This is a genomic window from Jannaschia sp. S6380 (assembly GCF_023015695.1).
GTDB lineage: Bacteria > Pseudomonadota > Alphaproteobacteria > Rhodobacterales > Rhodobacteraceae > Jannaschia.
Map to the genome: position 1 here is coordinate 276,261 of NZ_JALKAS010000001.1, position 19,458 is coordinate 295,718.

Below are 19,458 nucleotides of genomic sequence, written 5' to 3' on the forward strand. Positions count from 1 at the left end.
TACTTCAGTTGCTTGGCGATGAGCTAATCGGCACGCCGCGCTTGGCTGTTTTTGAACTTGTAAAGAATGCCTATGACGCTGACGCTTCGAGCGTTTCTGTAAGTATGAGATTGGACGCCTCACCAGCTCGAATCACGATACAGGACGATGGGACGGGCATGACTTTGGAGACGATCCGCGACATTTGGCTGGTCCCCGGAAACGGTCACCGCGGGGAACAGCGGAGAAATCTTCACCGATCGGAGCGCTACAATCGGCTCCCCCTTGGGGAGAAGGGTATTGGTAGGTTCGCGGCGCATAAACTCGGAGAGCGGATTGAATTGGTGACGCGCGCGAAAGACGCTCTCGAATGCCGGGTCGTTATCGATTGGACCAGACTGATTCGAAAGAAATATCTCGAAGATGCTTCAGTCAAGATTGCAGAAAGGGAACCGAAGGTCTTCACAGAAAACGAGACAGGGACCCGAATCAGGATTACCGGCCTGCGTACAACGTGGCAGCGCGGTGAGATTCGTAGGCTATACAACCAGATGCTTTCGATGACATCGCCCTTTGAAGGAGCTGGCGAGTTTCAGGCGGAGCTTGAGGTGCCTGGCTACGAAAACTGGATCGAAGATCTCTATGGACCAGATGATGTTATCGATGTCGCACCGTGGAAGTTCATGTTCGACGTTGATCAGCTTGGCCGCGTCATTTGGAGTTATTCGTTCCGAGGCATCCCAGGAATCAAAGTTTCGCCGAGATGGACTCGATCGCGAAAGCGCATGCCCATTCCTCTGCGTGGAGGAAATGAGAAATCGCGCAAGACTGCGAATGCCGACTTTATGAAAGGTATTGGGCCTGTACACGGCGTAATTTATGCATATGATCGCGATGCAAAAATAATTTCTCAGATGTCGAACGCTAAGTCGTTTACTGATTATCTCGACGACAATGGTGGCGTTAGGGTCTATCGTGATGGAGTAAGAGTTTATAATTACGGAGAAGCTGGAGACGATTGGCTTGGTCTTGATCTGCGGCGCGTCAACGCGCCTCAACGTAAGCTCAGTCGAAACATATTAATCGGTTCGGTTTCGCTCGACCTTCAACATTCGGGCGGTCTAATTGAAAAGACTAATCGAGAAGGATTCGTAGAGAACGACCGGACAGAGCGCCTTCGAGAAGTGGCATTAGGTGCAATTCAGATACTCGAGATTGAACGCTTCAAGGACAAGGAACTACTGCGCGAACGCACAAGCGCGAAGCCGGTGCAAGGACGGCCCGGTGTCGTCGGAACGATCGAAGCGTTGCGGGACCGTCTACGCGATGGCGGCGTACTGAAAACCTATGGCCCATACGTTGATAGCATAGAACACGAATATGAGACCATGCAGGAAGCTCTGCTTCAGGCTGGCATGGCCGGCGTGAACCTTGCCCTTATTTTCCACGAGGTGGAACGCGGAGTACGCTCCCTCGAAGCTCAGCTCGGTGGCGCAGATTCATCCGGCCCGTTTGGCGGGCAGGTACAAGAACTCGTGCACCTACTGCAGGGGTTTTCTGCACTTCTCAGGCAGGACAAGCGAGTTAAGCATGCGGCGAAGGATTTAATTGATAATGCTCGTTTGCGCAACGCTAGCCGCTTTCATGCTCACGGCATCCAGTTAGAATGTCCCTCCATGAATTTCACCGACCCGGGCTTCCACGCTACTTTCCAATTCGGATTAGTGATGGGTGCGCTCAATAATCTGATCGATAACGCGATCTACTGGCTTGACCTTAAGGCAGAGACCGAAGGTGCGGATTTTGTTTCGAGACTCTATATTGATTTCACGTACGATTTGCCTCAGGGCCCCGCGATCGTAGTGGCAGACAATGGTCCGGGATTTGGAGCAGATACGCCTCAGGATGTTGTCCGTCCATTCTTTTCTCGCAGGCCGGATGGGATCGGGCTTGGCCTGTATTTTTCTCGCATGGCAATGGAAAGTATGAATGGGGAATTGGTTTTTCCGGACCCCGGTCAAGTTGATCTTCCTCCAGGCTATGATGGGGCCGTAGTTGCGATAGTCTTCAGGAAAGCGTCATGAGACTTCCGCAGCCCCGTGTGCTCGCAATCGACAATGAAGATGATCATCTCCAACCGCTCGTGAGAGCATTGACCCGGTATGGTGCCGCTTGCAGACCGATTCTGTTCGATGGCAACATTGCTTCCATGGCCCCAGCGCCCTTGGCGCGGGTCATTTTTACAGACTTGCATCTGGACAGCGCGGCTACCTCCACTCAGTCCGGTAACCATTTTTCGATGATCCAGGCAATACTCGACCAGCTCGCGCCCGACGGCCCGTACCTTCTCGTCCTATGGACACGATTTGAGGATGACGCCCCAGGGTTAGCGACATACCTGCGGGATCGGATGCAGCAAGGCCGCCCCCCGTTTGCGATCCTCCCGCTTGACAAGACTACGCACATGCCGTCTCCCAATCAGTTCGGGCCCTTAGATGAAATCGTAAATGCCATCGATGCACTGTTTGACAATAATCCCCAGATCGCAGCCCTTCTTGAGTGGGAAGACCGCGTCAACGCGGCCTCTGCTGGAACGATCATAGGCGTTCTGAAAGCAGCCAAGTCGGAGGATGCTCCTGATCTCGGCAGGGTTCTCCACGATCTTGCTGAGGGTATTGCAGGTAAGGATAAAGCAGCAGGGCGGATTGGGCACTACGTGGCCGAGGCGCTGCTTCCGGTTCTTTTTGATCACCTACTCCGCGGCGATGACGCAGATGAGAAATTGTGGACAGCTGCAGTAAATGGGGCCAGAGATAGGAACAGTAGCGAGGATGCTGCGGCACACGCACATCTGAATGCGTTCAGCCATATCGATATGCAGCCATGCGAATGTTCCGCGCGCGGCGCGGTAATTTCACTTCCGGATCTCGTCCGGGAGCGTTTTTCTGATCATTTTGGGGATTTCGACGAGGCGACATTGGCTGCACAGTTTGGCGTGAAACCGGAGGAGGCTCCACTTGAAGAATGGCTACTTGTCCAGGTCCGCCCGGCCTGCGATGAGGCGCAGCCAAGACCAGGCCCGCTCCCCTATCTTCTCGCTCGAGAGTTTACATCTAATAGCCGGGCCAACTCGTTCGGCGGACTTTGGCGCTCTCCAGGATACATCCGGCAAGGAGCAGACGGGATCCGTGCTCTCGCCGTCAGTCCGAGGTTTGGGCTTAGTCTGCCTCCGGATCGGCTAAGCGGGGCAGTGGCTCGGTTTCGGCTACGCAACGAATTAGTTTTCGATCTCATTCACGCGGCAGGAAGCCATGTATCTCGCCCGGGTATCATTTCATATGGGAAGCGCTGAAGACAACGCAGTTCAATTGCCTGGGTCAGAAATGTCAGTTCTACTTTTGGCCCGGTGATGGATTTGACCCAGTGCGTTGCAGGAGGGAGCGCTTGTTTGATCCATACTTTTCGTTTGAGCCGGCAATTTTTGTGAACCCCGTCACCGCGAGTCTGCATCAATGATGGCTATCAGAATGAGTAATTGCGCATGCGTCTGTCGAGATCAGACTGGCCGAATGTCTGCTTTTCAATGGAACATCATCTAATTGCCTCATCCGATCGTGCGTCCAGCTCCTCCGCGACCTCATGCCGGTACACCGACCCTTTCGCCAGCCGCCGTCCAAGGGCTTCGACGAAGGCATCGTAGCGCTCGCCGCCCTTGGCCTGTGCGGCCTGCCGCTGCGGCTCCGGCAGGCTCGGCATCACGGTCAACCAATGGCGGACGAAGAGGGCGAGCGTCTCGAGGGCAATGGTCTGGTCGCGTTCCAGCCGGTCCTGGGTGCGGTTCAGCCGGTCGAGCCGTGCTGAGAGGGCCGCCTCGAGCCGTTCGCTCGCATCTGGCGTGACGAACGACGCGATGGCGGCTTCCGCGACAAGAGAGAGGGACCGGTCGCGCCGTTCGGCGTAGGCCGTCAGCGCGTCCAGGATGGCGGGCTCGAGATAGACGGAGAGGCGGGCCTTGCGCATCGGGCGTCTCCCTAGAGGTCGATCCCGTCGCCGGGATCGAGTGCCGCTTGCCGGGCCACGGCGGTGAAGCGCTGGTGCTCGCGGCGCAGGGCCTTCGCCCGGATCGCATCTTCATCGGCATCGTCCCCGGACGCGGTCTCGTCGAAGTCGAACTCTTCCCGTGCGTGAACGTCCTCTGGGCTGAGCGCGATCTCGACCGGCAAGTCGGGCGCGCGCCGAACGCCGCCATCCTCTTCCTCCGTTTCGGCCGTCTCTCCATCGTCCGGTCTCGCAGGGCGGTTCCGGGCCGCCGCGATCGTCGGGCGCGCGGTCCAGTCATCGGCCGGTGGGATATCGTCGCGCTTATAGTGCGCCGGGTCGGGCGGGGCCAGAATGCGCCGCTGCAACTGCCGGTCCTCGAAATAGCGCGCCTTCTTCGCCCGGATCGGCGGTGCGCCCGAGACGAGGATCAACTCGTCGGCCGAGGGCAGCTGCATGACCTCGCCGGGGGTCAGCAGCGGACGTGCCGTCTCCTGCCGCGAGACCATGAGATGTCCCAGCCAGGGCGAGAGCCTGTGCCCGGCGTAGTTCTTCATCGCGCGCATCTCTGTCGCGGTGCCCAGCGTGTCGGAGATGCGCTTGGCGGTGCGTTCGTCGTTGGTGGCGAAGGCCACTCGGACATGGCAATTGTCGAGGATCGAGTTGTTCGGCCCGTAGGCCTTCTCGATCTGGTTGAGGGATTGCGCGATCAGGAAGCTCTTCAGCCCGTATCCGGCCATGAAGGCCAGCGCGGTCTCGAAGAAGTCGAGCCGTCCGAGGGCCGGGAACTCGTCGAGCATCAGCAGGAGACGATGCCTGCGGGTCTTCGCCTCCAGCTCCTCCGTCAGCCGCCGCCCGACTTGGTTCAGGATCAGGCGCACCAGCGGCTTGGTGCGGGCGATGTCCGAGGGCGGGACGACGAGGTAGAGCGTCGCCGGGCGATCGCCTTCGACGAGATCGGCGATGCGCCAGCCGCAGCGCCTTGTCACCTGGGCCACCACCGGGTCGCGGTAGAGACCGAGGAACGACATGGCGGTGGACAGCACGCCCGAGCGTTCGTTGTCGGATTTGTTGAGGAGCTCTCGCGCGGCGCTGGCGACGACCGGGTGTGGCCGGTCGCCCAGATGCGGGGTCGACAGCATGCTCCGCAGGGTCGCCTCGATCGGGTGCGCCGGATCGGACAGGAACGTCGCGACGCCCGCTAGGGTCTTGTCTTCGCGCGCATAGAGCACGTGCAGGATCGCCCCGACGAGCAGCGCGTGGCTGGTCTTTTCCCAATGGTTCCTCCGCTCGATCGAGCCTTCGGGATCGACGAGGATGTCGGCGATGTTCTGGACGTCGCGGACCTCGCTGTCGCCCTGTCGAACCTCCAGCAGCGGGTTGTATGCCGCGCTTGCCGGGTTCGTCGGGTCGAACAGAAGGACGTGCCCGAACCGCGCGCGCCACCCGGCGGTCAGGTTCCAGTTCTCGCCCTTGATGTCGTGGACAATGGCCGAGCCCGGCCAGGTCAGCAGGGTCGGGACGACAAGTCCGACGCCTTTGCCCGAGCGGGTTGGCGCGAAGCAGAGCACGTGTTCCGGCCCGTCGTGGCGGAGATAGTCGCGTTCCCAGCGGCCAAGGACAGCGCCGTCGGGCGTCAGCAGATCGGCGGCGCGGATATCGGCCTCCGCTGCCCAGCGGGCTGAGCCGTAGGTCGCGACATCCTTGTCCTCGCGGGCGCGCCAGACGCTCATGGTGATGGCGACGCCGACGGTGGCGAAGCCGCCGGTACCGGCGATGATCGCGCCTTCGACGAAGACGCGCGGGGCGTAGGCGTCGTACCAATACCACCAGAGGAAGAAGGATGGCGGCGGATAGATCGGCCAGCCCCCGAGATCGAACCACGGCGCACCAAGCTGCGCTTGGAACCCAAGACGCCACGCCGTCCACTGCGTCGCGGCCCAGACGAAGAGAAGCGCGGTCAGGCAGGCCGTAAGGATCTGGCCCCAGAGAATCTTGGTCGCGTGCATGCGCGAGAGCAGACGCGAGCGGAGAACGGAATCAAGGAGGAAGATACAGACGTCGAAGTGCCGGGTAGCCGGGCGTAGAAAACGGATGGTACGGTAGGCCCGAATGCTGTCGGATCAGACCGATGGTCCCCTCTGGCGGCCCGGGGTCCAATCGATGCCGCCGGCCGCCGTGACCGTTCCGGACACCTGCTTTCCGATCCGGCGTTTCAGCGGCTGCGCCCAGGGCACAAGCTGGAACCCCAGCCCGTTTTCGATCATCGCGAAGCGCCCGGAGGCGAGCGTCACGCGGCGCGTCAGGAGGCCGGAGATGTGCTCGCCCCCTTCCGTGGCAAGCGGCGTCATACCCGTCTCCGTCCCGATCCGTTCCCTTGCGGCGGCGAGATCTCTCTGTCGAAGCGTCGCGATCAGGTCGCGGGAGAGGCGGAGCCGGTCTCCGCTCCGCGTCGCCAGGCCCTCTCCGGCGAGATGGTCGGTACGCGCGGCAAGGGCATTCCTGACATCCCGGCCGAACCCTGCACCGGACAGCGCGGCCGGTGCCGTTCCGACCAGTTGCCGGTCGAGCCAGGTCGCCCCGTTCGCGCGCTTCTGACGCTCAATGTCAAAGTCGGACCGCACAGCAACGACGAGTCTTGAATTGCCGCGCGTCGGTTGCGTCCAACGCGCCTCGACGATGCCGCCGATCGGCGCGTCGGAGGCCGCGTCGAGATCGGCGAGCGCGACATGGTGCGTCCGTCCGTCGACACCGTCGATCACGACGAAGGCCGAGCCGGTCAACTCGTCGTCGAGCCCACGTGCGGCCAGCCGCCCGAGGATCGATCCGTCCTTCGTCGGCCCGTCCGGCACCAACCCGGCTGTGCCGCGCGTCGCCGCCTCGGTGCCGAGCGCGTCGTGCAGCCGCGCGATGATGTCGCCGCGGCGCTGCAGCTTTCGCAGCCTCGGCTCCGCGTCCTGGGTCAGACGCCAGCGCCCGGAATCGATCGGGGCGGCGATCCCGAGGCGTTCGAGATGGCGGACGCGGCCGATCCGCAGCCGCGCGGTCTCGTCCTGAGGCTCGCCGAACCGCGGGCGGAGATCGACGACACCGTCGACCGCATCGCGTTGGATGGACCTGTCGAGGTCGGTCCAGCGGTCTGCCTGGATCTCGCGCTCCAACGCGGATCGGATTTCCAGATCGCTGCGCGGTCCGAGCTCGAGGGTCGCGCGTTCGGACGCCCGGCCGCGCAGCCCGCTGCCGATATAGTCCCGCGCGATGACGAGATCCGCGCCGGTATCGGTCCGCCCCCGAACGAGGACGTGGACATGCGGATGCGCGGTGTTCCAGTGATCGACGGCGATCCAGTCGAGCTCGGTGCCCAGATCTGTTTCGGCCGTCTGCATCAGATCCCGCGTGAAGGTCCGCAGGTCCGAGATCTCGGCCGCGTCTTCGGGCGACACGATGAAGCGGAAATGATGGCGATCATTCTCGCAGCGGGTGGCGAAGCCCCCGCTATCGACATCTACCTCATTCGCGTCGAATATCTTGCCGGGTTCGCCATCCCTGGTCACGCCGTCGCGCTTGAGATAGGCGAGATGTGTGGAGAGCGGCGCCGAGCGCCGATTATGGCGCACCACCCTGGCTTTCACGGCGACGCGGCGGGCATGCGGCCCGAGCCCGACGCCCGCGCGCAGGCTTGCGGCACCTCCGCGCCCGAAACTGCTTCTGAAGCCGGATCGCGCGCGTTCGCCGTGCTTGATCCCGCCCGCCTGGTTCGCCGCCTTCAGCGCCTGTGCCACGAAGGACTGCGTCCCTGCCGACCGGCCTTGGCGAATGCGGCCGGGTCGAATGCCGAACTCGTCCTCACGAGGCATGGGGAGATCCGTGCGATGTGCGGAAAAGATAGTATTCCGAATGCATTACGAGTGCGTGGAATGTGCAGGCGAAAATCGAACCTCGCGCAGTCTCTCGCAATATCAACGCGTCAGCGCCCGACCCATGCCCGCGCACCTCGCGGCTTTTATCTTGCCATCCATCACTCCCTTCTTCGGGTTCCCGCCCGAACGCCGAACAGCGCACGATTGCGGACGCTGGAGCACGCGCCGGGGCGAAAGCATCCCTCATCGCTGGTTCTCCGCATCGCGGCGGACGAAGAGACGATCTGAGGCCTCCGTTGCGCTTTCTTTTGGGTCGAACGGCGCAGGGCTTTCCGTGACGGATCGAGTGTCACGCCTGGACGAACCTTCGTCGACGGATCGTGGACGCTCCGCGTCCGGCGGGCCCGCGCGCTGCACGAAGATCGGTGCGTCGCGGTAATCCGACGGGCGATCCGACGGTCCGTCCGTTGCAGCGCCGCTGCCGATCAATGGCAGTATGGCGGCGATATAGGCGCGGGTCTCGCGGGGCAGGGGACGACCAGTCTGCAGCAAGTCGTCAACGCGCGCCGGTCCGGCATTGTAGGCGGCGAGCATCCCCGCGACGGTGCCGTAGCGATCATACATCTCGCGCAGATAAGCGGTTCCGGCGAAGATGTTGTCCTGCGCGTCGAACGGGTCGGGGCCCAGTCGATAGCGACTTCGAAGCTCCGCCCAGGTGCCGGGCATGATCTGCATCAGACCGATCGCGCCTTTCGGCGACACGGCGCGCGGATCGCCACCGCTTTCCCGGTGCATCACGGCCCTGATCCAGGCCTCCGGAATGCCGAAGCGCTGTGACGCGTCCGTGATGTGGATGGCGCGTTCGGTAGGATCCTCCGCTGTGGGAGATGCGGTCTGGGCGATCGTTGGCCAGACCGGTAAAACCACGGCCGCGACGACGCTCAGACCCAGTATCAAAGCAAACGCCGTCGATACGCGGCGCGGGCTCGTAGCGGGACAGGGCCTTGAGCCGCGAGAGATTGAAGAGACGAAGCGCAGCATTACGGTGCCCCCCAGGTCCGGATCGGAACGGCCCTACCGCGCAGCGCCGACATCGGCAGTGGCCCAAAATACCGCCCGTCAAGCGAGTCCGGCGCGTCCACATTCAGCAGCAATATCTGATCTTGCCGAAGTCGATCGCAGCCGGACCATCTCGGCAGCGCGCGTCCCTCCCTGTCCGCGGCGCGGGCCGCAGCAACCGCCGTCCCGTCGATCCGGACGATCGCACCGGTTCGGCAGATTGTCTGGCCCGGCAGTGCGGCGACGCGCTTCAGCATCGGCACGCCGTGCGGAAGATACCCGCGCCGATCCAGAAAGCGGGCCAGCTCCTCCGGTGGTTCGACGAGGACGAGATCCCCGAGCTGCGGCGACGAGGTCGGCAGAACGGCATAGAGACCGATGGGAACGCTGGCGCTTGCGTTCCAGATGAGTCGTGGGGCGACGTCGACGGTAACAGTCGACGCAATAGCGGCGCACAGCGTGGCGGAGAGCACATCGATAGTTCTCATGGCGTCACCGCGCGGCGCAGCAGCCAGGCGCGATGCCGATCGCGCGTGTAGGGCTCGGAAGCTCGGCCCAGGCTAAGGCGGTTGTGCACCTGCCGCCAGTGGTCCGGGCAAACACGCTCCGGCGCGATACCGAGCGCTTCGATTCCGTCGATGATCTGGAGCGCTGCCTCGACCTTCGACCAGCCGGAGAGGCGCAGAAGGGAGTGCGCGCCAAGTGTCACACCCGGGATCTCGACGCGTTCGGTGCACTCGCCGCCTGCGCGCAGGATGTCGATCCGGGAGACGACCGTGCCGTAGGCGTTGGCCTGCCACCGGACGTAGGCGAAGACGCTTCCTCCCGTAAAGCCGACGATCCGCCGATGCCGATCGACGACCCGTTCGTGCGCTACCTGACCGAAGCGGATCCACTGCTCAATGCGCCCTTCGTCCCAGATCAGCGCGACGTTCGTGAGTGCTGCGATCCCTGAAGCGCTCATTCCTTGCGCCTCTTGCCCGTCGGTGGGAGGCCGCGATCGGGGTGCGTCTTCCACAGGGCGTCGCTAGCCTTTCGGAAGTTAGATTCTCCTTTAGACTCTTTACGGTAGTCGTTCCGCGTGTCGTCCCAAAGGCTTGGCTGTGATCCGTGCGCCTGATCTGCCGATAGGGATGCGCCCGATCTGCCGATAGGGTTTGCGCCTGATCTGCCGATACTCCGCAGCACCGCGGCGACCTTATCCACAGGGCTTGCGGGCCAGAAGCGCAGCACCTCGGCCCCATTGGCATCGCACTCGATGGTGAGCGCGTAGCCGGGCAGGGGCTGCCGGGCGACGATCCGGCGCAGGTCGAGGGCGAAGTCGGAGGGCCGGGCCAGGCTGCCGGATTTTGCGTGGAGGTGGCGGACCTGGAACGCCCAGCCCCGAGGCTGGCGGCCCGCATGCTTGCGCGCCACGCGGTAGAGCCAGCGCTCGATCCCGCCCTTGAGCTGGAAATAGGCGGGGTCGATGGTCAGCACGAGGGAGCGGTCAAGGACCCCCCGGTAGAACCAGTCTGGCAGGACGAACTCCATGCCTTCGCAGCGCCCGGAGGCTAGCACCCGCTCTTCCCATTCGTTGATCCAGGAGAAGCGATGACGTCGCCATTGCGGGCCGTTGCGGATCGTCGTGCTGACGGCCGTCGATTGCAGTCGCGTCAGGGCGCGCTTCAAAAGGTGGTATTGCTGCTTGCCGGTGCCGCGTCCGACGGAGGTTAGAAGCTGGTAGGGCGTGAACCGGAAGAAGCGCGAGGTCGGCACGCCGGCATTCGCGGCATCGACGATCTGGCTGCCGGCCCAGATCAGGATATCGGCGTCCCAGATCGAGGCCATGCCGTGCTCTGGGACGGCGTGAACCTCCACCTCGACGCCCCCCGACCGGTAGAGGATCGGCGTCACCCGGCGGCTTTTCGACAGCGAGAAGAACGGCCGTTCCATTAGGTCGCGCTGGTCGCGGCGCGGTGGACCATCCTGCCGGATGGGCTCGAAGGGCAGGAGGAGCGATCGCTCACTGGACGCTTGTCGGTGCGAGGACATGGTGCGGCTCAGCCCCGGCGCGGCGCGCCAGCATAGGCCGCAAGCCGTGCCGGATGGCGCTTCGCGGGCAGCACCTCGTCGGCGCAGACATCCGAGGTCGACCGCTTCTGGCCACGGTCGGCCCAAGTCTGCAGATCTTCGACCGAATAGACCACGCGGCCACCGATCTTGCGATAGGCCGGGCCGGTCCCGTAGGTGCGGTGCTTCTCGAGCGTCCGGCCCGACAGGCTGAGGAAGCGCGCGGCCTCGGACGTCCTGAGAAAGCGGGGCGGCAATCCGGCGAGGGGATCGGGCATGGAAGTGTCTCCTGAGGGCTCTCGGCGCCTGCGGGACATCCGCAGCGCATCGAGGCGCACCATCGGAGACGGGCGACGGCGTGCTCAGGGTCGGAGTTGAAGGAGGCTAAAAGCGACCGTGCCGCTTGGGCGGACGCAGGAGGTCGCGGTAGTCCCGGGCGATATAGCGCGCCGCGTCGCGCAGGAGACGGCGCAGCGCACTGCGTTCGTGGCTCGACGCCCAGTCCGGACCCGGTATTGCGCCGAGCACCCGTTCCGCGATCGCGCGCTGGCCGAGACCGGCCGCGCGGAGATCGCTGGCGTAGAGCATGGCGGCGAGCCGTGCGTGATTGCGTTGCGGCCAGGAAACGCCGGGAGGCGATCGGGCGGTGGCCGGCTTGGCTATTGCCCGCCGGAACCGGAGCGCGATCTCCGCCCGCTCCCGCGCGTAGGCATCGGGCTGGATGTAGATGCCGAAACGCGTTCCGGGCTTCGGCGGGGTCGTTCGGTTCGGCAGCCAGAGCCGAGCCTGTCGCGCGCTGCCGACGTCGACGAGGACGTGAAGGCCATCGGCTGCGAAGAAGATCTCCGTCGGGCCGAGCCAGGTCGCGAGGTTCCAAGAGATACCGGACGGGTCGCCCGCGTGCCGCCGTTCCGGCACGAGACAGATGCAGTCGATCAGAAGTTCAGGCCGCCAGAGGGGCGTGGCCTCGTCCGCGCGCAGATGCCGGTCCGGTACGAAAATAGAGCCCCCACCGCGCGACGGCGTCGGCGCGGTGGGGGCTCTCCGGCTGTTTGCGGTGGATCCGTCGTGGGGGATCGGGCGACGGATCCTGGTCGGCGCCGATCTCGCCGCGGTTCCGGGACTTCTCGGCGTCTCTTCGGAACTCCGGATTGCGCCGCAAGAACTCCCACGCGAGATCCGCATCGTCGAGATCGAGCGCATAGCGATAGCTCGCGGGAATGCGCCAGGCTCCGGTGAGTGTCATCGGCTGTTCCCCACGGCTATGACCACACGTCGGGCGTGCGGTAATTGATGATCTGGAATTGAAAAGAAGTGGGGGAGAGGCGACCGCGCTATCGCCGCATAGGCAGAGGGCGATAACGCACGAAATTCGTATGTTAGTCGGCGGAAATCAGCTAGATCGCGCGTTTTGTAACAGCAACTTATGGCCTGCCTCGGTCATCCACTGCGCCCGCCTAAGGTGCGTATCATAGGCGCGACGGGCGGCCTGGGGCTCGTCGACCGGGTCGATCCCAAGCACGATTTGGGCGACTTCATCCCATGGCGCGCCCTCCGCGTCGGCATCGAGCATACGGAGATAGGTGATCAAGTGCGTGCGGTCGTAGAGCGTGAGATCTGGATCCGACGGAGCCTCCGGCGCGATCTCGGGTTCCAGCTCAAGTGGACCGCTGCTGTCGTCTCGAGATTTTGAGATGGTCTTAAACTCCTCAGCTACCTGAACGTCTTCTTAGCGCTGCCGGTCGCGATACTCTGATCCTTTCGCGGACAGAGTTCGCATCGTGATCACTGAGGTTGCACCAACTCTCCGCTACCATGATCACCATGCCTCGCTGACGATATCGAGGCAATACATACCATAGTTGATAAACTTATAATATGTAGGTTGCGACCGCTCGTGCATGGATATGCGGAGACTGGTCGGCCGAAACTTTGCCCGCTTGCGGCAGGAGCGGGGCCTCACACAAGAACAGGTCGAGGAATTGTCTGGATTCAGCCAGCAATATCTCAGTGGTCTCGAGCGTGGGAGACGGAACCCCACGATCATTACACTCTATGAATTGGCTCAGGCTTTGGGCGTCGATCACCTGGACTTGCTGAAGCCCGACGACGAAGCGCGCTGAGATGTCGGGTCATCCTTATTTACGCGAAGCATGTGCCTCCGGCGGGTTCATCATCGGGTTGTTCGCCTGCGTGGCCCCGCCCGATTGCGCGGGCGGGGCGGGGGCGATCCTCAGTCGCCGTTGGTCCGGCGGGCCCGGGACCAGATGAGGGAGTAGCCGTCGCCGTCCTCGTCGTCGAAGAGGTTGGCGTAGATCGGGGCGGTGAAGCTCGGATCGTCGAGCTTCAGGCCGAGATAGGCGCGGCCCTCGGTCGAGGTCTTGGACCAGGCGGCCCCGATCTCGGCGCGGCCGACGAAGACCCGGTGGGAGGGGGCGTTGTCGGAAGTGCGGCTGTCCTCGGGGACGATGCGGACGGCCTTGGCCTGGACGCTGAGGGTGACGATTTCGCCGGTATATTCGGTGCCGGACTTCTTGAAGGTGCCGATGGTCGCCATGTCTGTTCTCCTGATTGCTGTTGTTTCGAACCCGCGCCCATCGCGGCCTCGATGGTGATCGCCAGGGCCGGGACGAGCGCCGACGCAGTCTGCAAGACCCGCAGCATCGCGGAGGACGGGGCAGCCGGGGCTTTCTTGGACCCATCGGGTCTTCCGCGAGGAATTGCCGAAGGCCAGGGGAAGAAAGCTCCGGCGGAGCCGTTGCGGCCAAGGCGATCGAGGCGTCAGCCGATCCCGGCCAGATCAACACCTCGAGAGGTCCGCGTGTGGGCGGGTTCCGGGACGACACCCCGATCGGGAGACTGGCGGCCGTCGCTGCTCCGGTTCAAGTCCGGCGACCATACCGTCGCAGAAAGAGAAGCCCGGGCGTGCAGACAGCCTGGATCGCGCTGCGGAGATTTGCCGCGCTCCGAATGCCTTCTGCCACCGGATCGACGCCAGGCGCAGCGAGATTAGTCGGCACAGCAGGACCTAGACGGAGGAGAGCCACGCCCATCACGGCAGGACATTCCGGACCGCATTTCGCTCCATCCCGGCCCTTTTCGATCGGAAAGATGGCGACGTCCGCCGCTGGGCCCGGTCCTGCCAGTCAACGGGGAAGGGTCGCAGCCTCGTCCCCGACGATCGGATCGGGGCCAGTGCCGAAGAGATCGCCCATGCGGACCCACGCCGTGCTGCCGATGACGAGCCCTCCGATACCGCCGAGCATCACGCGAAAGAACTCGGTCTCGAACCCGATGCCGGACAGCCCATAGACGGCGTGGTATCCAGCGAAAGCCGCCGGGGCGGCGTAAACCAGCGCGACGCCAGCCTGCAGCCATGGATTGCGGAGGATGGCGACGAGGAACTGCCCGAGAACGAGTGATGCAACGCCAGAGAGCAGCCCGGCCGCCAGCGACTCGGCAAGGCCCGCACCGCTGTCCTGCGCGTACATCCCGACGGTCAGGCCGACGAAGAAGGGCAGCGCATGGATTGCGAGGGTAAAGAGGAGCCACAGCAGGATGCCGAGGCCGAGAAGACTGACGAGGCTGCTGATGAACATGATGCGTTCTCCCGTTCGGGCTGTCGAACGCGCACCCTCCACCGCCAAGCGCCTTAAGGCATCCTAGCAGATCATGGGCGGTCTTCGGAGGACATTGTGCGCAATTAGGGTGTTCCATCGGCGGGACGCGTGTTCCCGCCGATGGGAGTGTCGAGGCGGATCGAGGGTGCGCTTATGCGTTGCCCCGGTTGCGGAAGTCGAAGAGCGGTATCCCGAGCGTGCGGGCTTTGTCAGCCAGATTGTCGGTGATGCCCGTGCCCGGAAAGACGATCAGGCCCACCGGTAGGGTGTCGAGGAGGCTGTCGTTGCGCTTGAACGGGGCGGCCTTGGCGTGTCGCGACCAGTCCGGCTTGAACGCGATCTGGGTGACGCCACGATGCTCGGCCCATTTGGCGGCGATGAGCTCGGCACCCCTCGGCGATCCGCCATGGAGCAGCACCATGTCCGGGTGCTTGGCCTGCACCTTGTCGAGCACGGCCCAGATGCGATTGTGATCCTGACACTCCATGCCACCCGCGAAGGCGATCTTCGTGCCCTCGGGGATCAGCACCTTGTTGTCGGCGCGTCGCCTGGCCGAGAGGAAGTCCCGGCTGTCGATCGTGGCCGCGGTCAGATGCCGATGGTTTACCCGGGAGCCCGAGCGCGGTGTCCAGGGCGATCCGGTGAGCCGGAGATACCGGTCCGCGGCGCTGTCGCGGAAGACCTCCATGCTGTCGCGGCGTTGCAGGAGGGTCTGGCCGATCTCGATGAGGGTCTCGAGTTGGACCGCTGCGACCTCCGAGCCGTCCTGTTCGCGCTGCCCGCGCTTTTGCGCCTGTTCGTTGTCGTCGAGCTTGCGTTCGATCCGCAGGACGGCACGGTGGAACATATTGACGCTCGACCAAAGCAACTCGTCGAGGTCCCAGTCTAGGGCGGTCTCGGCCATCGCGGAGACGAGTACGGTCAGGATGTCGGCGGCGGCGCGGGCGGCGAGGTCGTCGTCGGGGCAGTCGCGCGGATCGGGCTCGGAGGCGGAGGGTCTATGCCCGTAGAGTTCGAGGTCGGCGAGCACCTGCGCAGTGGCGGAGGGGGCAGGATCGGCGATGTCGGGATGATCGGTCATGGGGTGGCTCCTCGTCGGGGGACCGCGCCTCGCGCGGCCTTCATGGCGACGGGAGGCGGCGGGCGGGATGGGCTTGCACCGGCGCATGCCCCCGAAGGGATGCGTTGCGGTGACCCCATTGGCGCGTCGGCCGGAGCGCAGTGGAGGATGGCGAGGGGCGGCTCTTTTGCCTCGCGATGCAAAGCGCGGCGCCTCTCGCCGCGCGGCGGAAAAGAGGGGCCCCCCGCCATTGCCGGACCGGCCCGCCTGCCGCAGACCACAGCCCCTTCGGAAGGCCGTGGGCGCGGCTCTCCAACGACCCTGGTCCCGCCACGCCAGGAACGTGCCGACATCGGCGCTTTTCGCTCAGCCGGTCCTGTCGCGCTGGACGCCGATCGGCAGGAAGCGCGCGACATCCTCGGGCGCGAGTTGACTCTGCAGGTGGTGCCGAAGCCCGTCCGAACCGAACGCCATCAGATCCTCGTTGAAATCCTCCCGCGATGGGATGAGCGGGATCAATTCGATGCCGAGGCTCTTGGTTCGAACGGTCAAGGCGGCCTCCGCGGCGTCGCCCGCCGGATCGACATCGCGCAGAACATAGAGGCGGCGGAGCGCGGGGGACAGGTCGATGGCGGCGAGATGCGCGGCGGAGAGCGCCGCGATGCCCGGCAGGTCTGGAAGGGCCTGTCGGACAGACAGGACGGTTTCGATGCCTTCGCCCGCGGCCAGGATATCGGTCGCGATACCGAACCGGACGCCGCCACCACGCAAGCGACCCAGGGCCCGCCGCGGCGTATCGACGGGCGCCTTGCCGAGGCTGGCGCGGCTGAACCCGTCCGGGTCGAGCCAGGTCCGATGCACGCCGGTGATTGTGCCGGTCGTATCCGTGACGGCTGCGATCAGGGCCGGCCAGGTCTCGGTCGGGCTGTGGCGATCCGGGCGATAGTAGCAGGTCGGATGGAAGCGCAGCCAATCGGTGCCCGCAAGATCTGCGATGCCGCGCGCATCGAGATAGGTCTCGGCCAGGGTCCCCCGGATCGGACGCGCCATGGCGAACAATCGTCGCGCGGCATCGGGTGATCCGGGCGCTACGCGCTCGGTCTTCGGTCGGCCCTCCGGCTTCGGCAGGTGCAGGAAGCGCCGCGCCTCGTCGGCCACATCCGCAAACTCGGTCAGGCGGCAGGTCTCGCGGATGAGGTCGAGCAGGTCGCCGTGCTGTCCCGTCGCGGCGTCGGTCCAGCGTCCTGCCGCGCCCGTGCCGCGGGCGGGCCCCGTCAGCCGGACGAAGAGGGATCGGCCGGGATGGTTAGCGAGATTTCCGACGAGCCAATACGACCCCTGCCGTCGGCCGTTCGACAGGTATTCCCGGCAAACTTCGTCGGCGTGGGCCGCGAGGTCGGCGGCGAGGTCTGACGCGCTTTGCATGGATCGGCCTCCTGTCCAGAAAAAAGAGGCCCACCGTCGGTGACGGCGGGCCCAAAGGGAGTGGGAGGGAGAGGCGTTACTCCGCCGCTTGGAGCGCATCCGTGGGCTCGTCCCCATCGTCGCCGACGTCCGCGTCGGGGTCGATGGCCAGTTCGCCGTCTTCCGCCGCCGTCTCTGCGATGTCGGGGCTGTCGGGATCGTCAGACAGTGTTTCCCGATCCTCGGACGGGATCTCGGCGTCATCGATCGACGTGTTCAACACTACCGCCTCCACGCGTGGCGTGCGCAGCGGCTCGGGCACCCAGCCGCTCTCGGCGAGCAGCGTTTCCGCCTCGCCGGCCATCTCCGGTTTCTTGAGGTGATCGATGAGTTGCGCCTGCGCGCTGCCCTTCGCCTCCACGACCGCTTGAAGGATCCGCGCCTTCGTCACCCGACCGAGATAGGTATCCACGGTCGGTCGCCAGCCCGCCGCCGCCATGTCGAGCCCGGTGGCCTGCGCGATCCGGTCCGCATGGGCGAGCGCGCCGGGACGGCGATGGTAGGCCTCGTCGACCGCATTCACGGTCAGCCCGACGCAATGGGCGAATAATGCGGTCCGGCTCTCCGCATCGAAACCCGCCAGCGCGTCCCAGAGATCACCGGACGCCTTCGGCAGCTGTGCCGCCCAGCTCTCATGCCGCGCGTCGATTTCCTGCGCCGACGCGCTTTCGGCGAGGCCGGGCGCCTGCGCGCCGAACCCGGCCGACTTCGCGTCGATCTCGAGGCAGGTATCCGGCGCGTAGCGGTAGAAGAGCTTCAGGCACATTGCGTGCAGCGCGGCGCGGAACGCCAGGTCCGGATCGCCCGCCAGCGCGTTGCGCAAGGCCAGCGTCCGATGGGCGGTCAGTTCGGCCACGAGCCGGTCCGGCAGCGGCTTGATGCCGTCTTCCTCGGGCGCATCGTCCGGCGCGGGCGTCTCGGCGTCGTGAGGCATCGTCGCCTCTCCGTTCGCCATCCGCGCCCCGGCATCGTCGGCACCTGCCTCCGGTTGCTCGATCGGCACCTCGTCTTCCGGCCGCACATAGCCGCGCTCGATCCGCAGAGTGCCGTCGTGGTCCAGGCTGACGAAGGCGCCCCCGCGGGCCATCTCCTCGGCATCGAAGGTCAGGGGACGGTCCCGGTAGGCCTCCATCGCGTCCTCGATCTCGCCGAGACGGGCATCGACCGCGTCGGGCAGTTCTTCGGCGCCGTCGTACTGATCCTCGAGTTGATCGTATTCCGCCTGCAGCGCCTCATAGGCGGCGGTCTCCTCGTCGGTCGGCTCCACGGGGTCGCCGATCAATCGGCGCAGGCCGAAGCTGTGGCCATAAGCGAAGTCCGGGGCGGTCTCGACCCATTTCCAGCCCTCGGCCGCGATCTCAGTCGCGGCGTCGCTCAGCCCTTCGGCGACCATCCGGTCGAGCAGCCCCGCATCCTGCAGCCAGCCGCCATCGTCGGATTGGAACAGGTCGCGCAGGATCGCGCCACCGGCCTCCACGTAGGCCTCCAATCCGACGAACCGGGCCCGTTTGTCGGACGCGCGCACGGTCGCCTCGGTCAGCATCCGCCGGATCGTGTAGGGCTCCTTCGAATAGCCCTGCGCGATGGCGGCCCAGACCTGTTCCTGGCGTTCGTGGTCGGGATTGACAGTGAAGGCCATCAGCTGCTCGAGTGTCATGTCATCCTCGGCGTAGATATCGAGCAGGGCTGGAGCGACCGAGGCCAGCTTCAGCCGCTGCTTCACGACGCCGGTCGAGACGAAGAACGCGGCCGCAATCTCCTCCTCTCCTGTGCCGCGCTCGCGCATGGCCTGGAAGGCGCGGAACTGGTCCAGCGGGTGCAGCGGTGCGCGCTGGATGTTCTCCGCGAGACTGTCCTCCTCGGCGATACCGTCCGTGCGCAGGATGCAGGGGACGGGGGCTGTCTTGTTGAGGCGCTTCTGCTTGACGAGCAACTCCAGCGCCCGGAAGCGCCGTCCGCCCGCGGGGATCTCGTAAAGGCCGGTCTTGGCACCGCTATCGTCCAGCAGGGGCCGCACGGTGAGGCTGGCGAGCAGCGTGCGTCGAGCGATGTCTTCGGCCAGCTCTTCGATCGAGACGCCGGCCTTGATGTGCCGGACATTGGCCTGGCTGAGCCGTAGCTTGTCGAAGGGGATGTCGCGCGAGGCGCTCAGGGTGATCTTGGTCTTGGCGGTCATGGACCTTCTCCGTGACGGATCGGCCGGGAGCCACCCTCCCGACCTTTCGAACCCGTCACGAAAACCCCCTCCACCCTCTTTCTCTCCGGCCGGGACCCGGCCGCGAAGAATACGCCCGGGATCGGAGGGCGAAAGGCGGAGGAGGCGACG

The 19,458-nt window shown here is 64.7% G+C and carries 19 protein-coding genes; 3 read left to right on the forward strand and 16 right to left on the reverse strand.

Annotation, left to right across the window (positions count from 1 at the left end; genetic code table 11):
- The first annotated feature begins 8 nt into the window (after positions 1–8).
- Together MWU52_RS01525 and MWU52_RS01530 are read left to right on the forward strand one after the other, a co-directional pair.
- Positions 9–2,063, forward strand: a complete 2,055-nt coding sequence (locus tag MWU52_RS01525) for an ATP-binding protein (protein WP_246948595.1) — start codon at positions 9–11, stop codon at positions 2,061–2,063.
- Complete coding sequence (locus MWU52_RS01530) at positions 2,060–3,331, forward strand: hypothetical protein (RefSeq protein ID WP_246948597.1); 1,272 nt, start codon at positions 2,060–2,062, stop codon at positions 3,329–3,331. Before MWU52_RS01525 ends, MWU52_RS01530 begins: the two co-directional genes overlap by 4 nt.
- Before the next feature lie 239 nt (positions 3,332–3,570).
- On the opposite strand, the gene MWU52_RS01535 is transcribed toward MWU52_RS01530, so the two are convergent.
- The 11 genes from MWU52_RS01535 to MWU52_RS01585 form a co-directional block, all read right to left on the reverse strand.
- The gene (locus MWU52_RS01535) at positions 3,571–3,999 is read right to left on the reverse strand and encodes a CopG family transcriptional regulator (protein ID WP_246948599.1); all 429 of its coding nucleotides are present in this window, start codon (positions 3,997–3,999) and stop codon (positions 3,571–3,573) included.
- Positions 4,000–4,010: 11 nt separating this feature from the next.
- Positions 4,011–6,026: a conjugal transfer protein TraG gene (locus MWU52_RS01540; RefSeq protein ID WP_246948601.1), complete on the reverse strand. Its 2,016-nt coding sequence runs from the start codon at positions 6,024–6,026 to the stop codon at positions 4,011–4,013.
- 114 nt (positions 6,027–6,140) lie between these two features.
- The gene (locus tag MWU52_RS01545; RefSeq protein WP_246948604.1) at positions 6,141–7,874 is read right to left on the reverse strand and encodes a DUF3363 domain-containing protein; all 1,734 of its coding nucleotides are present in this window, start codon (positions 7,872–7,874) and stop codon (positions 6,141–6,143) included.
- Between the two features lie 246 nt (positions 7,875–8,120).
- Positions 8,121–8,918 carry a lytic transglycosylase domain-containing protein gene (locus MWU52_RS01550; protein ID WP_246948606.1) on the reverse strand — a complete coding sequence of 266 codons (798 nt, stop codon included), beginning with the start codon at positions 8,916–8,918 and terminating at the stop codon, positions 8,121–8,123.
- Positions 8,918–9,409, reverse strand: coding sequence for a S26 family signal peptidase (locus MWU52_RS01555; protein WP_246948608.1), 492 nt, complete (start codon positions 9,407–9,409; stop codon positions 8,918–8,920). Before MWU52_RS01555 ends, MWU52_RS01550 begins: the two co-directional genes overlap by 1 nt.
- 11 nt (positions 9,410–9,420) lie before the next feature.
- A complete protein-coding gene (locus MWU52_RS01560; protein WP_246948610.1) occupies positions 9,421–9,900 on the reverse strand; it encodes a DUF2840 domain-containing protein in 480 nt (159 codons plus the stop codon).
- Positions 9,897–10,970 (reverse strand): replication initiator protein A, encoded by a 1,074-nt coding sequence (locus tag MWU52_RS01565; protein ID WP_281493880.1) that lies wholly within the window; start codon positions 10,968–10,970, stop codon positions 9,897–9,899. Before MWU52_RS01565 ends, MWU52_RS01560 begins: the two co-directional genes overlap by 4 nt.
- An 8-nt stretch (positions 10,971–10,978) precedes the next feature.
- Complete coding sequence (locus MWU52_RS01570) at positions 10,979–11,266, reverse strand: helix-turn-helix domain-containing protein (RefSeq protein WP_246948614.1); 288 nt, start codon at positions 11,264–11,266, stop codon at positions 10,979–10,981.
- Between the two features lie 106 nt (positions 11,267–11,372).
- Entirely contained in the window at positions 11,373–11,906 is a 534-nt protein-coding gene (locus tag MWU52_RS01575; protein ID WP_246948616.1) for a DUF2285 domain-containing protein, read from the reverse strand.
- A 25-nt stretch (positions 11,907–11,931) separates the two neighbouring features.
- Complete coding sequence (locus tag MWU52_RS01580) at positions 11,932–12,234, reverse strand: DUF6499 domain-containing protein (RefSeq protein ID WP_246948618.1); 303 nt, start codon at positions 12,232–12,234, stop codon at positions 11,932–11,934.
- 147 nt (positions 12,235–12,381) lie between these two features.
- On the reverse strand, positions 12,382–12,684 hold the full coding sequence (locus MWU52_RS01585; RefSeq protein ID WP_348645514.1) for a DUF2285 domain-containing protein: 303 nt from the start codon (positions 12,682–12,684) through the stop codon (positions 12,382–12,384).
- 211 nt (positions 12,685–12,895) lie between these two features.
- On the opposite strand from MWU52_RS01585, the gene MWU52_RS01590 reads away from it, so the two are divergent.
- Complete coding sequence (locus MWU52_RS01590) at positions 12,896–13,111, forward strand: helix-turn-helix transcriptional regulator (RefSeq protein ID WP_246948620.1); 216 nt, start codon at positions 12,896–12,898, stop codon at positions 13,109–13,111.
- A gap of 110 nt (positions 13,112–13,221) precedes the next feature.
- On the opposite strand, the gene MWU52_RS01595 is transcribed toward MWU52_RS01590, so the two are convergent.
- The 5 genes from MWU52_RS01595 to MWU52_RS01615 all read right to left on the reverse strand — a co-directional run bounded on the left by MWU52_RS01595 (position 13,222) and on the right by MWU52_RS01615 (position 19,308).
- Positions 13,222–13,545, reverse strand: a complete 324-nt coding sequence (locus tag MWU52_RS01595) for a DUF736 domain-containing protein (RefSeq protein ID WP_246948621.1) — start codon at positions 13,543–13,545, stop codon at positions 13,222–13,224.
- Between the two features lie 589 nt (positions 13,546–14,134).
- Entirely contained in the window at positions 14,135–14,587 is a 453-nt protein-coding gene (locus MWU52_RS01600) for a hypothetical protein (protein ID WP_246948623.1), read from the reverse strand.
- Positions 14,588–14,759: 172 nt separating this feature from the next.
- Entirely contained in the window at positions 14,760–15,689 is a 930-nt protein-coding gene (locus MWU52_RS01605; RefSeq protein ID WP_246948625.1) for a DUF2493 domain-containing protein, read from the reverse strand.
- Positions 15,690–16,034: 345 nt separating this feature from the next.
- Positions 16,035–17,093, reverse strand: coding sequence for a toprim domain-containing protein (locus MWU52_RS01610; protein WP_246948627.1), 1,059 nt, complete (start codon positions 17,091–17,093; stop codon positions 16,035–16,037).
- A gap of 76 nt (positions 17,094–17,169) precedes the next feature.
- Entirely contained in the window at positions 17,170–19,308 is a 2,139-nt protein-coding gene (locus MWU52_RS01615) for a ParB/RepB/Spo0J family partition protein (RefSeq protein WP_246948629.1), read from the reverse strand.
- Positions 19,309–19,458: the final 150 nt, after the last annotated feature.